Source organism: Amycolatopsis sp. NPDC006131 (genome assembly GCF_040614175.1).
Classification (GTDB): domain Bacteria; phylum Actinomycetota; class Actinomycetes; order Mycobacteriales; family Pseudonocardiaceae; genus Amycolatopsis_E; species Amycolatopsis_E tucumanensis.
The window spans coordinates 1-14,871 of record NZ_JBEXTX010000153.1; the positions used below are offsets into that span (position 1 = coordinate 1).

Consider the following 14,871-nt stretch of genomic DNA (forward strand, 5'->3'; position numbering starts at 1 on the left):
GGTCGTTTCGACGACCCGGCCCCGCGTCTCGATCCCGCACCCGCCCGCGGCCAGGACGTTCCGGACCCAGTCGGCCTGCGGCCCGTAGGTCAGGGCGACGACGAAGCCGTCCCCGGCGCGGAAGACGTTCACGGGCGTCCGGTAGGTCTTCCCGGACTTGCGACCCCGGTGGACGATCGTCCCGAACCCCGGGAGTCCCTTCGTCAGCGGTCCGAGCACGCGGTTGGTCGCCACGCGGTTGAACCGGGCGACCCTCTTCGACAGCACCATGCGATCAGCATGCCCGCTCGCCCGCCAGAAATCAACAAGTGATGAATTGAGGTTTGGGCGCCGGCGTGGGGTGGCAAGCTGTGGTGTGCCCGAGCTGCCGGACGTCGAAGGTTTCCGCCGCACCCTGGCCGCCCACGGGGTCGGCAAGCGGATCACCGGCGTGACCACGCTGGACGCGGGCGTGCTGCGCGGGGTGAGCGCGCGCAGGCTGCGGGAGACGTTGCGGCACCAGCGCTTCGGCGAGCCCCGGCGGCGGGGGAAGTGGCTGATCGTGCCGGTGGACGGCCGTCCCGCCACGATGGTGCTGCACTTCGGCATGACCGGATCGCTGGAGTGGTCCGAACTGGACGACCGCAACCGGCACGACCGGGTGATCTTCGCCTTCGACGACGGGGAGCTGCGCTACCGCGACATGCGGAAGCTGCAGGGCCTGCGCCTGCTCGCGGGCGACGCGGAGCTGGACCGGCTGCTCGCGGACACCGGGCCGGACGCGCTGGACGTGCCGAAGGAGCGGTTCCGCGTCCTCCTCGGCCGCCGTCGCGGGATCAAACAGCTGCTGACCGACCAGGCGGTGCTCGCCGGGCTCGGGAACCTGCTGGCAGACGAGATCCTGTGGCGGGCCCGGCTGGCTCCGCAGGTGCGCGCCGCGGACCTCGATGGCACGGCGGCCGACCGGTTGCACCGGGAGATGCGCGCGGTGCTGCGGGCGGCGGTGAAGGCCGGGCGGGTGCCGCCGCGCACGACGTGGCTCACCGGGCGGCGGGACGAGCCGTCGGGGACTTGCCCGCGATGCGGGACCGTGTTGGAGCACGGCCGGGTCGGCGGGCGCGGCACCGTGTGGTGCCCGCGGTGCCAGGCCGGTTGACAGTTCGCGGAAAAGGGGTAAGCCGGTGCCATGAACGACAAGGACGACGAGAAGAAGCCGGTCAGCCCCGAACCGCCCCTGTCGCCGGACTTCCCCGACGTCCGGCACCCCGACCTGGACATGGGACCCACCGAGGACGTCGAGAAGCCGCCGAACACCGAAGAGGTCAAGCCGGACGAGGGGATCCCGGAACCGCCCGACTGACCCCGCGGGGTGAGGCGGCGTGCAGGCGCGGGTGCCGCGTGCCCGCAGTGCACAAGCCGGACAAGCTGCACCGCGCGGATTGACGCTGCGGCTTAGTGCAGGGCGCGGACTGACGCCGCGGCGGCGCGCCGCGGGGTGGTGCCGGACTGGCGCCGGGGGCTGCGCGCCCCATCACCTGGCTCGAGGGCAGTCCCGCCCAGGTGCCACACCGGGGGGCGGCCCGGCCGGTGGCCAGCCCACGGTGCGCCGTCTCGGTGGCGGCGGTGTGGCGGGGCCTGAATCTCAGCAGGAAGCGGCGATGGCCCGGCCCACCCTGCGGGAAGCGGCGGTGTTCGCCGCGGCCCGCCCCGGAGACAGTCCAGCCGCTCTGGTCGGCTCAGCGGGATGCGGCGATGTTGCGCCGCACCTGGGCGGGGTCCCTGCGGGCCGGCTCGCGGCCCGCGGGCTGGTGCGGCGCCGGGCCCGGGTCGATCGGCGGGATCGGCTTCGTCGTGGCGGCCTCGGTGACCGACATCGGCTCCCCGTGGTGCCGGATCTCCACCGGCTTCCCGGACAGCAGCCGGTACGTCGCGTCGTCGCGGTGGATTTCCACCAGGAAGCGGCTCTCCCGGAAGCACATGCGGAACTGGATCCGGTCCAGCGCGGGCGGCAGCCGCGGCGCGAAGCTCAGCTTGCCGTCGTGGTCGCGCATCCCGCCGAAGCCCGCGACCACGCCCATCCACGCCCCGGCCAGCGACGCCATGTGCAGCCCGTTGCGCACGTTGTTGTGCACGTCGTGCAGGTCGGTCAGCGCCGCCTCGCCCAGGTAGTCGTAGGCCAGGTCCAGGTGCCCCACCTCGGCCGCGATCACCGACTGCGTGCCCGCCGACAGCGACGAGTCCCGCACCGTCCTGGCCTCGTAGTAGGCGAAGTTGCGCTGCTTCTGCTCCGGCGTGAACGCGTCGCCCCGCAGGTGCAGCGCCAGCACCAGGTCGGCCTGCTTCACCACCTGCTTGCGGTACAGGTCGAAGTACGGGTAGTTCAGCAGCAGCGGGTAGTTCTCCAGCGGCGTGCCGGCGAAGTCCCAGTCCAGGTGCTCGGTGAAGCCCTCCGACTGCGGGTGCACACCGAGTTCTTCGTTGTAGGGCACGTACATCTGCTCGGCCGCCCGCCGCCAGCCTGCCACCTCGGCTTCGTCCACACCGAACAGTGACGCGACCTCTGGCACCCGCTCGCAGGACGCCGCCGCCTCGCGGAAGTTCCGCTGCGCCATCAGGTTCGTGTAGACGTTGTTGTCCGCGACCGCCGAGTACTCGTCCGGCCCGGTCACCCCGTCGATGCGGAACCGGCCGTGCCGGTCGAAGTGCCCGAGCGACATCCACAGCCGCGCCGTCTCCAGCAGCAGCTCGGTGCCGCACTGGCGCTCGAACTCCGCGTCGCCGGTGGCCCAGTAGTAGCGGGCGACCGCGTCGGCGATGTCGGCGCTGACGTGGAACGCCGCGGTGCCCGCGGGCCAGTACGCCGAGCACTCCGCGCCGTTGATCGACCGCCACGGGAACGCCGCGCCGCGCAGGCCGAGCTGCCGCGCCCGCTCCCGCGCCTTGGGCAGCGTGGAATGCCGCCACCGCAACGCATCCCGCGCCGCCTCCGGCACGCTGTAGGTCAGCACCGGCAGCACGAACGACTCGGTGTCCCAGAACGCGTGGCCGTCGTAGCCCGGCCCGGTCAGCCCCTTGCCGGGGATCGCGCGGCTTTCCCCGCGGGCCCCGGCCTGCAGGATGTGGAACAACGCGAACCGGGTCGCCTGCTGCAGCTCCGGGTCGCCGTCGATCTCGACGTCGGCGGTCTCCCAGAAGTCGTCGAGGAACGCGCGCTGCTCGGCCAGCAGCCCGTCCCAGCCGGTCTGCAGCGCCCCGGCGAGCGCGGCGTCGACCTGCGCGCGCAACGCCGGCACCGAACGCTGCGCCGACCACCCGTAGCCGACGAACTTGGTCAGCCGCAGCACCTTGCCCTGCGGCACGTCCACCGCGATGCTCAGCCGCGCCAGGTCCTCCTCGGCGAGGATGTCGGTGCGCAACCCGTCCGGCGACTCGATCTGGTGGTCCATCGCCGCCGCCACGCGCAGCCCGGACCGCCGCGTCTGGTGCACCAGCACCGCGCGGTAGTGGTCGGCGAGGAAGAACTCCGACTCCAGCGGCGACTGCAGCGCCGCGGCCACCCGCGGGTCCCTGGTGTCCGACTCGATCGGCTCGTTCGCCAGCAGGTCGGACTGCAGCACCAGCTGCATCTTCCCGTCCAGCGGCTCGACCTCGTACCGGATCGCCACCACCGCGCGCTGGGTGAACGACACCAGCCGCTGCGTGCGCACCCGCACGTGCCGCCCGGTCGGCGACGACCACTCGGTGGTGCGGGTCAGCGTGCCCGTCCGGAAGTCCAGCACCCGCTCGTGCGAAGTCGCTGTGCCGTAACGCATGTCGAACGGCTCGTCCTCCACCAGCAGGCGGATGATCTTGCCGTCGGTCACGTTCACGACCGTCTGCCCGGCCTCCGGGTAGCCGTACCCCGCCTCGGCGTAGGGCAGCTCGTGCTCCTCGTAGAAGCCGTTCAGGTAGGTGCCGGGCAGGCCGCGCGGCTCGCCCTCTTCGAGGGTGCCGCGCAGGCCGATGTGCCCGTTCGACAACGCGAAGGTCGATTCCGTGCGCTGCAACTGGTCGACCGCGAGGCCGCGCCACCGCAGTTCCCACGGCGCGCACTCGTAGCCGCGAGTCACGAGGCTCATGCGTCCCCCAGCAGTTCCGCGAGATCGTCCACCACCACGTCGGCGCCGTGCTCCCGCAGCGCCTCCGCCTGGTCCGCCCGGTTCACCCCGACGACGAACCCGAAGTTCCCGGCCCGGCCGGCTTCCACACCGGCCAGCGCGTCCTCGAACACCGCCGCCCGCGCGGGTTCCACGCCCAGCGCCTTCGCCCCGGCCAGGAACGAGTCCGGCGCCGGTTTGCCGCGCAGCCCGTCCCGGGTGATGACCAGCCCGTCGATGCGGGCCTGCACGAACGGGGTGAACTCCGCCGCGTCCAGCACCGCCTGCGCGTTCGCCGACGACGTCACCACCGCGATCGCCATCCCGGCGTCCCGCGCGGCCTCCAGGTACCGGCGCGACCCCGGGTACGGGTTCGGCCCGCGCTCGGCGATGATCCGCAGCACGAGGTCGTTCTTGCGGTTCCCCAGCCCGTGCACGGTGTGCTCGGTGACCGCGTCGTCCGGACCGCCCTCGGGCAGCTCGATCCCGCGCGCGGCGAGGAACGTGCGCACCCCGTCCAGCCGCGGCCGCCCGTCCACGTAGCGGGCGTAGTCCGCGTCAGTGAACGGGTGGAAACCGCTTCCGTCCCGTTCGCGCAGGAACTGGTCGAACGTCTGCTTCCAGGCTTCCCGGTGCAGCGCGGCGGTGCCGGTCAGGACACCGTCCAGGTCGAACAGGCACGCGGTGATGCCGTCGGGCAACCCGATCATGCCTGCACGGTACCTGCGAACCGGCGGGCTCGCCGCGTGCCACCGCCGTATAACGACCTATACCGCGCGGCTCTAGTGTTGCCGGTGCGGCCGCACGTGGTGGATGAGCTCGTGGACGGTGGCGTCCGCCAGCCGGTACCGGACGATCCGCCCGGTGCGCTGCGCGGTGACCAGGCCGTGCGCGCGCAGCAGCCGCAATGCCTGGGACACCGCGGTGTCCGTCATGCCGGCCGCCACCGCCAGGTCGGACACGCAGATCTCGCGCGCGTAGTGGATGCACACGAGCAACGTCAGGCGCGAGGGGTCGGCCAGCACCGAGAACCGCTCGGCCCACTCGCGCACCACGTCGCGGTCGCCGAGGCCGTCCAGCGCCGCCTCGACGGCCGGACCGTCGATCACCCGGCGTGCCGCCTCACCTGCCACCCCGGAATCGTCTCATCCGCGCGCGCCCGAGGACTGGCAGGATCGCACCGTGACCGACATCTCCTTCCGCACCGCACGGGAACTGCGCGCCGCGCTCGGGGCGCGCGAGCTGTCCGCCCGCGAGGTCGTGCAGGCGCACCTGGACCAGATCGAGCGCGTGAACCCGGACGTCAACGCCGTCGTCACGCTCGTCGCCGAGCGGGCGCTGGCCGAGGCGGCCGAAGCCGACGAACGCGCCGCCCGCGGCGCGGAACTGCCGCCCCTGCACGGGATCCCGGTCGCGCACAAGGACACCCACGAGACTGCGGGCATCCGCACCACCTTCGGCTCGCCCCTGCACGCCGACCACGTGCCCGAACGCGACGAGCTGGTGGTCGAGCGCATGCGGGCCGCCGGGGTGATCAGCATCGGCAAGACCAACGTGCCGGAGTTCGCCGCCGGCTCGCACACCTTCAACCCGGTCTTCGGCGCCACCCGCAACCCCTACGACCTGTCCCGGTCGGCGGGCGGGAGCAGCGGGGGCGCGGCGGCGGCGCTGGCCACCGGGATGCACCCGCTGGCCGACGGCAGCGACCTCGGCGGGTCGCTGCGCAACCCGGCGTCGTTCTGCAACGTGGTCGGCTTCCGGCCGTCGATCGGGCGGGTGCCGTCGTGGCCGGCGCCGCTGGGCTGGTCGGGGCTGGCGACGGCCGGTCCGATGGCCCGCACGGTCGCCGACGCGGCCCTGCTGCTGTCGGTGCTCGCCGGCCCGGACCCGCGGTCGCCGATCGCGCTGGACGAGCCGGGGGAGACTTTCGCCCGTCCGCTGGACCGCGACGTGCGGGGCCTGCGGATCGCGTGGTCGCCCGACCTGGGCGGCAGCGTGCCGGTGGAACCGGAGGTGGCGGACGTGGTCGAGGCGTCGGCGAAGGTGTTCGGCGACCTGGGGTGCGTGGTGGAGCGCGACTGCCCGGACTTCGCCGGCGCGGACGAGGCGTTCCGGATCCTGCGGGCGTGGCAGTTCGCGGTGAAGTACGGGCCGCTGCTGGAAACCGAGCGGGACCGGATCAAGGACACCATCGTGTGGAACACCGAGGAGGGGCTGCGGCTGTCGGCGACCGATGTCGGCCGCGCCGAAGTCCTGCGCACCGAGCTGTTCCACCGCTTCCGCGAGTTCTTCACGCGCTACGACTTCCTGTTGCTGCCGGTCAGCCAGGTGCCGCCGTTCGACGCGGAGCTGGAGTACCCGGTGCGGGTCGCGGGCCGGGACATGGAGACCTACCTCGACTGGATGCGCTCGGCCTACTTCGTGACGGTCAGCGGCTCGCCCGCGTTGTCGGTGCCCGCCGGGTTCACGCCCGGCGGCCTGCCGGTCGGGTTGCAGATCGTGGGGCCGCACCGCGCCGACTTCGCCGTGCTGCAGCTGGGGCACGCGTTCGAGCAGGCCACCGGGGTGGCGCGGCGGCGACCGGCGGTGGCGCGGTGAGGGCGCGCGAGCTGTGGGTCGTGCTGGAGACGCTGCACGACGTCACCTACTTCGCGCCGCAGGCCAAGGCGGCGCACGAGGCGGCGGGGCTGCGCGGGGTCTGGCGCGGCTACGTCGCGACGCGGGCGGCGCCGCTGGGGGCGGCCGGGCTCGGCGTGGTGACCGCCGTGTTCTACGGCTTCGCGCCGTCGTTCCTGGCGCGGTCGGTGCCGTCGATCTGGGATGTGGTGTCCCCGGCGGAGGCGCTGGCCGCCCGGAGCGCGGGCGCGGTGGCGGCGTTGCGGGACCACGTGCGCGAGGTGCCGGCTCCGGTGCTGCCGGTGCTGCGGCGGATCGTGGCGGCGGCCGGCTGGGCGGGCCGGCCGCTGGGAGCCGCGAACGCCGCGCTGCCGTGGCCGGACGACCCGCTCGCGGCGCTGTGGCAGGCGGCGACGACGTTGCGCGAGCACCGCGGCGACGGGCACGTGGCGGTGCTGGCCGCGGAGGGCGTCGACGGCCTGGAAGCACACGCCCTGCGCGACGCGGCGGACGGCAGCCGGAGCGTCGTGGCGCCCAACCGCGGCTGGACGGACGAGGAGTGGACGGCGGCCCGGGACCGGCTGGCCGCCCGCGGCCTGATCGACGGGCGCGGGCTGACCGACCGGGGCGCCCGCCTGCGGGACCACATCGAGCGGCGCACGGACGAGCTGGCGGCGGTGCCGTACTCGGCAGTGGGCGAGGACGAGCTGGCCGCGCTGGACCGCTGGCTGCGGCCGATCGCGCGCGGGCTGGTGCCGGTCCCGGTGCCGCACCCGAACCCGGTGGGTGCGCCGGCGCCCTGACGAGCCGGATCGTGGGGAGGGGGCCGGTGGGCGCGCACGGCGGCTCTGTTGCAACGTCGCGCGGCGAGCCGGTGGGGCGCCGGTGCTCGGACCAGTGGGTCGTGGGCAGGGGCTGGTGGGGGTGCGGTGCCCCCACCAGTGGGCCGGGCCGTGGGCAGGGGTCACTTGGGCGGCGCGCCCGCCCGGCCACGCCGCTGGCACCCCGACCGGCGCGCCGAACCTCGGGCAGGGCCAATCGGGCCGCTGCGCGCGACCGCCCGGCCGCTTGGCCCTGCACCTGCCCGGTGGTGGCTTCCGCAGCCGAGCCGCGACCGCCTCAGAACTGCAGCCAGCCCACCGCCGAGGACACCAGCAGCGCCGCGATCAGGATCGCCAGCACCACGGAGATCACGATGGTCACCACGGGCAGCGCCCGCGGCGGTTTCTGCTGGTGGTGCGAAAGTCCGGAGGTCTGGCCGGAGTCCGGGGGAGTGTCGCCGGGGGCGACGCCTCCGCCGGGTTCCAGTCCGGGCGTCCGGGCGGGATCCGGGTCGGGCGGGGTGTCGCCCGGCACGACGCCGCCGCGTTCGGTTCCCGGGGTGCGGTCGGAGCGCGGATCGGGACTGCTCATCGGTCTTCCCTTCCCACCGACGCTGACACGTCGAACGACAGGCCCTTGTCACCGGCGCCCACCCGCACCCGCGCGCCGGGGGTCAGCTCGCCGCGCAGCATCATCCGCGACAGCGGGTTGTCGACCTCGCGCTGGATCGTGCGCCGCATCGGGCGCGCGCCGAACTCGGGCTGGTACCCGGCCCGCGCCAGCCACCGCACGGCATCCGGCGTGAACTCCAGCGTGATGTCCTGCGCGTGCGCGCGCCGTTTCGTCTGCTCCAGCATCAGCTCGGTGATCTGCTCCAGCTGCGCGGCCTCGAGCTTGCGGAACACGATGATCTCGTCGATCCGGTTGAGGAACTCCGGCCGGAACTGCTCCCGCAGCCGCCGCATCAGCCGCTCCCGCAGTGGCCGCTCCGAGTCGCCCCGGTCGGCGGCGAACCCGAGCGCCCCCTGCGTGCTGCTGGAGATGATCTCCGACCCGATGTTGCTGGTCATGATCAGCACCGTGTTGGTGAAGTTCACCGTGCGCCCGCGACCGTCGGTCAGCCGACCGTCGTCGAGGACCTGCAGCAGCACGTTGAAGATCTCCGGGTGCGCCTTCTCGATCTCGTCGAAGAGCACCACCGAGTAGGGCCGTCGCCGCACCGCCTCGGTCAGCTGGCCGGCCTCCTCGTACCCGACGTAGCCGGGGGGAGCGCCGATCAGCCTGCTGACCGTGTGCCGCTCGCCGTACTCGGACATGTCCAGCCGGATCATCCGCTCCTCGTCGCCGAACAGCGCCGCCGCCAGCGCCCGCGCCAGCTCGGTCTTGCCGACGCCGGTGGGGCCGAGGAACAGGAAGCTGCCGTAGGGCCGGTCCGGCGGCGCGAACCCGGCACGCGAGCGGCGCACGGCCTCGGCGACCGCGTCGACCGCCTCCTCCTGCCCGATGACCCGCTCGTGCAGGTGCTCCTCCAGCCGCAGCAGCCGGTCGCGCTCGTCCTCGGTCAGCTGGTTCACCGGCACCCCGGTCAGCCGCGAGATCACCTCGGCGATGTCCTGCGGCGTCACCTCCTGCACGCCGCTGGGCCGCCCGTCGCTGTCGGCGGTGCGCAGCTGCTCGCGCAGGCCGGCGATCTCGTCGCGCAGGGCCGAGGCGCGCTCGAAGTTCTCCTCGGCCACCGCCTGGTCCTTGTCCCGGGACAGCTCCTCCAGCCGGGCCTGCAGCTCGCGCACGTCGTTGGGGCGGCGGCCGGAGCGCAGCCGCACGCGCGCGCCGGCCTGGTCGATCAGGTCGATCGCCTTGTCCGGCAGGAACCGGTCGGTCAGGTAGCGGTCGGACAGGTCCGCGGCCGCCGCCAGCGCTTCGTCGGTGAACCGGACCTGGTGGTGCGCCTCGTACCGGTCGCGCAGGCCGTGCAGGATGGCGACGGTGTCGGGCACCGACGGCTCGGGCACCAGGATCGGCTGGAACCGCCGCTCCAGCGCCGGGTCGTTCTCGATGTGCTGCCGGTACTCGTCGAGCGTGGTCGCGCCGACGATGTGCAGCTCACCGCGGGCCAGCGCCGGCTTGAGCATGTTGCCCGCGCCCATCGACCCCTCCGACGCGCCCGCGCCGACCACGGTGTGCAGCTCGTCGATGAACACGATCAGCTGGTCGCGGTTGCGGCGGATCTCGTCGAGGAGGTTCGTCATGCGCTCCTCGAAGTCGCCGCGGTAGCGGGTGCCCGCGACCATCGCGGTCAGGTCGAGCCGCACCACCCGGCGGCGGGCGAGCAGGTCGGGCACGTCGCCGTCGCAGATGCGCTGCGCCAGGCCCTCCACGATCGCCGTCTTGCCCACGCCCGGTTCGCCGATCAGGACCGGGTTGTTCTTGGTGCGCCGGGACAGCACCTCGACGGTCTGCTCGATCTCGTCGTCGCGCCCGACGACCGGGTCGATGTTGCCCTCGGCCGCCTCGGCGGTGAGGTCCCGGCCGTACTGGTCCAGCGTCGGCGTGTCGGTGCGTGGCTGCGGCCGCTGCTCGGGACGGCCGCGCGGCATCGGCTGCCCCTGCGGCGGGCCCTGGAACGCCTCCGGCGTGACCCCGGCGCGGGCAAGGATTCGGCCGGCCGCGGAGTCCGGGTTGGCGACGAGCGCGAGCAGCAGGTGCTGCGGCCCGATGTAGCTGGAGCCGAGGGTGCGGGCGATGCCGTGCGCGTCCAGCAGCGCGCGCTTCGCGCCCGGCGCCAGCATGGCCGGGGTGGTGCGCTCGCCGGTGCCACTGCCGTGCCGGTCGATCTCGCGCGCGATCTCCTCGGGCTTCGCGCCCGCGCTCTCCAGCAGCTGCCGCGTCGGCGACGCCTGCGTGGCCGCCCACAGCAGCTGTTCGGTGTCGACGTCGGCCCGGCCCTGGTCGGCAGCCTTCTCGGCGGCGTGCGCGACGAGTTCCCGCGCCTGGTCGGACATCAGCCGCGTGATGTCGACCGCGTTCGGGCGCCTGCTGGGCACGGCGTTGCCGAAGAACTGCGCCAGGAACTGGTCGAACGGACTGCCGGGCCCGCCTGCGAAAAAGCCGGTCATTCGGGGCACGCTCCTCAGCCGTCGGGTGCGGGCCCGGCGCTCCACTTCGGACGGAGCGGGCCCGGGCCGTCCATCGCCGTCGGCTACCCGTGCCCGGGCGGCGCGAAACGACGCGTCAGGGCTCTTCGGTGAGCTTCTCCCGCAGGTGCTGCAGGGTCTGCGCGAGCAGCCGCGACACGTGCATCTGGGAGATGCCGACGCGCTTGGCGATCTGCGTCTGCGTCATGTTGCCGAAGAAGCGCAGCATCAGGATGGTGCGCTCGCGCGGGGCCAGGTCGCGCAGCAGCGGTTGCAGCGCCTCGTGGTTCTCGACCGTCTCGATGCCGTAGTCCTCTTCGCCGAGGGTGTCGGCCAGCGACGCGGCCTCGTCGTCCTCGCCGGCCGGTTTGTCGACCGACACGGCGTAGTAGGCGTTGCCCGCCTGCAGGCCCTCGCTCACCTCGTCCGGCGTGAGGTCCAGCTCGCGCGCGATCTCCGTCGGCGTCGGCGCGCGGCCAAGGCGCTGGCCCAGCTCGCTGCTGGCCTGCCCGATCTGCAGGTGGAGTTCCTTGAGCCGCCGCGGCACCCGCACCGACCAGCTGGCGTCGCGGAAGTGCCGCCGGACCTCGCCCATGATGGTCGGCACGGCGAAGGACAGGAAGTCGGTGCCGCGTTCCGGCTCGAACCGGTCGACGGCGTTGATCAGCCCGACGCGCGCGACCTGCAACAGGTCCTCGTACGCCTCGCCGCGCCCGCTGAACCGGCGCGCGATGTGCTCGGCCACCGACAGGTACTGGGTGACCAGCGCGGTCCGGAGCTGTTCCCGGCGCGGATCGTCCGGCGCGGCGGCCGCCAGATCGGCGAAAGTGGGGGTGTGGTCCTCCGAGGAATCGTTGTCCTCGACGGTGCCCGCGAGGCGCGTCTCAGCCAACGTTCCGCTTCCCCCCGCTGTCTCGTGCCGACCTGGTCATGGCCCGGACTACCCCGTCCCGCCGTTCGCCACACCTGGTTGCGGGGGCCCGGTCCGGGGAACCCCGCGCCGAGAGGTTCGACGAAGGAGGTCCATCGATGGTTGAGCAGACGACGGAACGCGCGCCGCTGGCCCAGGGTTTCGCACTGGTGGTGGGCGTGGTGTTCCTCGCGCTGGGGATCGCGGGCTTCGCCACCGCGGGGGAAATCCTGGGATTTCACACCGGCACTGTGCTCAACGTCGTGCGCACCGCGCTGGGACTGCTCGGCTTGATCGCCGCGCGCCGAGCGCGCACCGCACGGGTGTTCGGCCTGGTGGCCTTCTTCCCCCTGCTGGGCATCACGATCTGGGGTTTGCTGTCCGCGGGCACCGACAACCCCGACGACGTGCGCCGGGTGTTCGACCCGCACTGGGCCGACAACGCGTTGCACGGGGTGGTCGCGGTGCTGGGACTGGTGATCTTCCTGCTGCCCGCACGGACGAGGACCACCGAACGCGTGTGACGATCACGGAGAGTAGCAGTGCTGCGTAGCGTGTTTAGTTCCTCTGCCAGGGTGAAAGAACTCCTCCATGAGACGGGCAGAGGACGATCCGCTGCGAATACTGCTGTGGCACGTACACGGGTCATGGACCGGTTCCTTCGTACGCGGACGGCACGAGTACCTCCTTCCGCTGCTACCGGAGGGCGGTCCCTGGGGACGGGGCCGCTGTGACCGAGCGTGGCCGTCCGCGCGGGAGGTGAGTCCGGCCGAGCTGCGGAACGCCGACATCGACGTGGTCGTCCTCCAGCGCCCGGACGAGATCGAGCTGACCGAGCGGTGGACGGGGCGGCGGCCCGGCCGGGACGTCCCCGCGGTGTTCGTCGAGCACAACACCCCGACCGGCGACGTGCCGCGCACGCGGCACCCGCTGGCCGATCAGGACGAGATCCCGCTGGTGCACGTCACCCACTTCAACAACCTGATCTGGGACTCCGGCCGGGCGCCTGCCACGGTCATCGAGCACGGGGTGGTCGACCCGGGCGAGCTGTACACCGGCGAGGAGGCCTCGATCGGCCTCGTCATGAACGAGCCGGTGCGCCGCGGCCGCGCGGTCGGCACCGACCTGCTGCCCGCCTTCGCCGAGGTCGCCCCGCTGGACGTCTGGGGCATCGGCGTGGAGAAGCTCGACGACCACTTCGGCCTGGGGGAGCGCCTGCGCACGCGGGGCGACCTCGGGCAGGACGCCCTGCACGCGGGGCTGGCGCGGTGCCGGTTGTACCTGCACACCCCGCGCTGGACGTCGCTGGGCCTGTCGCTGATCGAGGCGATGCACCTGGGGATGCCGGTGGTGGCGGTGGCCGGCACCGAGGCGTCCCGCGCGGTGCCGCCGGAGGCGGGTTTCGTCTCGGCGGATGTGAACGAACTGGTGCGCGCGGCCGCCGAGCTGATGGCGGATCCGGAACTGGCGCACCGGATGGGCAAGCAAGCGCGCGAGCACGCGCTGGCCAGCTACGGCCTGGACGCCTTCCTGCGCAACTGGGACGTCCAGCTCGGCCGGGTGACGAGTGGAGGTAGCGCATGAAGATTTCGATGGTGTCGGAGCACGCCAACCCCCTGGCCGTCCTGGGCGAGGTGGACGCGGGCGGGCAGAACCTGCACGTGGCGGAACTGTCCGCCGCGCTGTGCCGACAGGGCCACGACGTCACCGTCTACACCCGGCGCGACGACCGGGCGCAGCCGGAGGAGGTCCGGGCGCCCGCGGGCTACCGGGTGGTGCACGTGCCGGCGGGCCCGGCGGAGTACCTGCCCAAGGACGACCTGTTGCCGCACATGACCGAGTTCGGCCGCTACCTGGCCAAGGCGTGGCAGCGGGACACCCCGGACGTGGTGCACGCGCACTTCTGGATGTCCGGGCTGGCGTCGCTGCTCGCCACGCGCGGCACCGACGTGCCGGTGGTCCAGACCTTCCACGCGCTGGGCGTGGTGAAGAAGCGCTACCAGGGCAAGGCGGACACCAGCCCGCCGGAGCGGGTGCAGCTGGAGCGGCTGATCGGCAAGAACGCCGCGCGCGTCGCCGCCACCTGCTCGGACGAGGTGTTCGAGCTGGCCCGGATGGGGCTGCCGCGCTCGCGCATGTCGGTCGCGCCGTGCGGGGTCGACCTCGAGCGGTTCACCCCGGACGGGCCGGTCGCGCCGCGCGGGAGCCTGCACCGGATCGTCAGCGTCGGGCGGCTGGTGCCGCGCAAGGGGTTCGCGACGGCGATCGCCGCGCTGCCCGCCGTGCCCGGCGCCGAACTGGTCATCGCGGGCGGCCCCGAGCAGGGGCGGCTCGCCGACGATCCGGAGGCCAAGCGCCTGGTGGAGCTGGCCGAGCGGCTCGGCGTGGCCGACCGCGTGCGGCTGCTGGGCCAGGTGACGCGGGACGAGATGCCGTCGCTGCTGCGCTCGGCGGACCTGGTCGTGTGCACGCCGTGGTACGAACCGTTCGGCATCGTGCCGCTGGAGGCCATGGCCTGCGGTGTCCCGGTGGTCGCGGCGGCGGTCGGCGGCCTGATCGACACCGTGGTGGACGGCGTGACCGGGGAACTGGTGCCGCCGAAGCGCCCGGAAGCGCTGGCCGCGACGCTGCGCCGCCTGCTCGGCGATCCGGCGCAGCGCGAGGCCTACGGGATCGCGGGCTGCGACCGCGCCCGGTCGCGGTACTCGTGGGACCGCATCGCGATCGACGTCCTGCGGGTCTACGAGAAGGCGCTGGGGGACAAGGCTCCCGCCGGTGCGGTCGTGCCCGCCGACGCCGCGGCGAGCCCGGTCTGACGACGGCGAACGGGAAGCCCCCTCGGGATCGTGGTCCCGAGGGGGCTTGTTCCGTCAGGTCAGCTTGTTGACCGCGGACTGGGCCTTGCCCTTGACCGTGCCCATCGCGTCCTGCGTGGGCGAGTAGGTGGCGTAGAGCTCGGGGTCGGGCTTGGGTGCGCTGCCGGGACCGCCGAGGGGCTTGGGGTCCATCAGGTACTCGATGCGGTCTTCACCGGTGGACCAGGCGCCCTTGTTGCCGTCGGGGCCGTCGGAGAGGTGCCAGATGGTGTTGTTGTGCGTCTGGTCCTCTTCGTCGAGCAGGGCGCTGGGGGCGATGTCGGTTTCCAGGCCGTCGGCCTGGAGTTCTTCGATGGCGCGCAGCCACTGCTTCTGGTGCACGGTGTCCCGGGCCAGGTTGAACTTCAGCATCTCCTTCACGCCCGGGTCGTCGGTCATGTTGTACAACCGGGCGGTCT

At 73.2% G+C, this 14,871-nt stretch carries 15 protein-coding genes; 7 read left to right on the plus strand and 8 right to left on the minus strand.

What is annotated here, in order from left to right; genetic code table 11:
* Positions 1-270, minus strand: a 270-nt coding sequence (locus tag ABZ215_RS40235; RefSeq protein ID WP_354955944.1) for a nitroreductase family deazaflavin-dependent oxidoreductase, incomplete at its 3' end; no start/stop codon positions are given.
* An 85-nt stretch (positions 271-355) separates the two neighbouring features.
* On the opposite strand from ABZ215_RS40235, the gene ABZ215_RS40240 reads away from it, so the two are divergent.
* Complete coding sequence (locus ABZ215_RS40240) at positions 356-1,135, plus strand: DNA-formamidopyrimidine glycosylase family protein (protein WP_354955946.1); 780 nt, start codon at positions 356-358, stop codon at positions 1,133-1,135.
* A 30-nt stretch (positions 1,136-1,165) separates the two neighbouring features.
* Positions 1,166-1,339: a hypothetical protein gene (locus tag ABZ215_RS40245; protein WP_020423479.1), complete on the plus strand. Its 174-nt coding sequence runs from the start codon at positions 1,166-1,168 to the stop codon at positions 1,337-1,339.
* 376 nt (positions 1,340-1,715) lie between these two features.
* Here the strand turns inward: ABZ215_RS40245 and ABZ215_RS40250 are convergent, their stop codons facing one another.
* The 3 genes from ABZ215_RS40250 to ABZ215_RS40260 form a co-directional block, all read right to left on the minus strand.
* A complete protein-coding gene (locus tag ABZ215_RS40250) occupies positions 1,716-4,097 on the minus strand; it encodes a glycosyl hydrolase family 65 protein (RefSeq protein ID WP_354955948.1) in 2,382 nt (793 codons plus the stop codon).
* A complete protein-coding gene (locus ABZ215_RS40255; protein ID WP_354955950.1) occupies positions 4,094-4,825 on the minus strand; it encodes a beta-phosphoglucomutase family hydrolase in 732 nt (243 codons plus the stop codon). The genes ABZ215_RS40250 and ABZ215_RS40255 overlap by 4 nt, the downstream gene beginning before the upstream one ends.
* 72 nt (positions 4,826-4,897) lie before the next feature.
* Positions 4,898-5,248 carry a metalloregulator ArsR/SmtB family transcription factor gene (locus tag ABZ215_RS40260; RefSeq protein WP_039792198.1) on the minus strand — a complete coding sequence of 117 codons (351 nt, stop codon included), beginning with the start codon at positions 5,246-5,248 and terminating at the stop codon, positions 4,898-4,900.
* A gap of 49 nt (positions 5,249-5,297) precedes the next feature.
* Between ABZ215_RS40260 and ABZ215_RS40265 the strand changes: the two genes are divergently transcribed.
* Positions 5,298-6,713 (plus strand): amidase, encoded by a 1,416-nt coding sequence (locus tag ABZ215_RS40265; RefSeq protein ID WP_354955952.1) that lies wholly within the window; start codon positions 5,298-5,300, stop codon positions 6,711-6,713.
* Entirely contained in the window at positions 6,710-7,534 is an 825-nt protein-coding gene (locus ABZ215_RS40270; protein ID WP_354955954.1) for a hypothetical protein, read from the plus strand. Before ABZ215_RS40265 ends, ABZ215_RS40270 begins: the two co-directional genes overlap by 4 nt.
* 316 nt (positions 7,535-7,850) lie before the next feature.
* Here the strand turns inward: ABZ215_RS40270 and ABZ215_RS40275 are convergent, their stop codons facing one another.
* The 3 genes from ABZ215_RS40275 to ABZ215_RS40285 all read right to left on the minus strand — a co-directional run bounded on the left by ABZ215_RS40275 (position 7,851) and on the right by ABZ215_RS40285 (position 11,579).
* Positions 7,851-8,144 (minus strand): DUF6480 family protein, encoded by a 294-nt coding sequence (locus tag ABZ215_RS40275; protein ID WP_020423466.1) that lies wholly within the window; start codon positions 8,142-8,144, stop codon positions 7,851-7,853.
* Entirely contained in the window at positions 8,141-10,669 is a 2,529-nt protein-coding gene (locus ABZ215_RS40280) for an ATP-dependent Clp protease ATP-binding subunit (protein WP_237337448.1), read from the minus strand. Before ABZ215_RS40280 ends, ABZ215_RS40275 begins: the two co-directional genes overlap by 4 nt.
* Positions 10,670-10,784: 115 nt before the next feature.
* Positions 10,785-11,579 (minus strand): SigB/SigF/SigG family RNA polymerase sigma factor, encoded by a 795-nt coding sequence (locus tag ABZ215_RS40285; RefSeq protein ID WP_020423468.1) that lies wholly within the window; start codon positions 11,577-11,579, stop codon positions 10,785-10,787.
* A 137-nt stretch (positions 11,580-11,716) separates the two neighbouring features.
* Between ABZ215_RS40285 and ABZ215_RS40290 the strand changes: the two genes are divergently transcribed.
* The 3 genes from ABZ215_RS40290 to ABZ215_RS40300 all read left to right on the plus strand — a co-directional run bounded on the left by ABZ215_RS40290 (position 11,717) and on the right by ABZ215_RS40300 (position 14,413).
* The gene (locus ABZ215_RS40290) at positions 11,717-12,121 is read left to right on the plus strand and encodes a DUF4383 domain-containing protein (RefSeq protein ID WP_020423469.1); all 405 of its coding nucleotides are present in this window, start codon (positions 11,717-11,719) and stop codon (positions 12,119-12,121) included.
* Between the two features lie 235 nt (positions 12,122-12,356).
* Entirely contained in the window at positions 12,357-13,181 is an 825-nt protein-coding gene (locus tag ABZ215_RS40295; protein ID WP_354712200.1) for a glycosyltransferase, read from the plus strand.
* A complete protein-coding gene (locus tag ABZ215_RS40300; RefSeq protein ID WP_354955956.1) occupies positions 13,178-14,413 on the plus strand; it encodes a glycosyltransferase in 1,236 nt (411 codons plus the stop codon). The genes ABZ215_RS40295 and ABZ215_RS40300 overlap by 4 nt, the downstream gene beginning before the upstream one ends.
* Positions 14,414-14,467: 54 nt before the next feature.
* Here the strand turns inward: ABZ215_RS40300 and ABZ215_RS40305 are convergent.
* Positions 14,468-14,871 (minus strand): manganese catalase family protein (locus ABZ215_RS40305; RefSeq protein ID WP_354955958.1); only part of this gene is annotated, 404 nt, incomplete at its 5' end.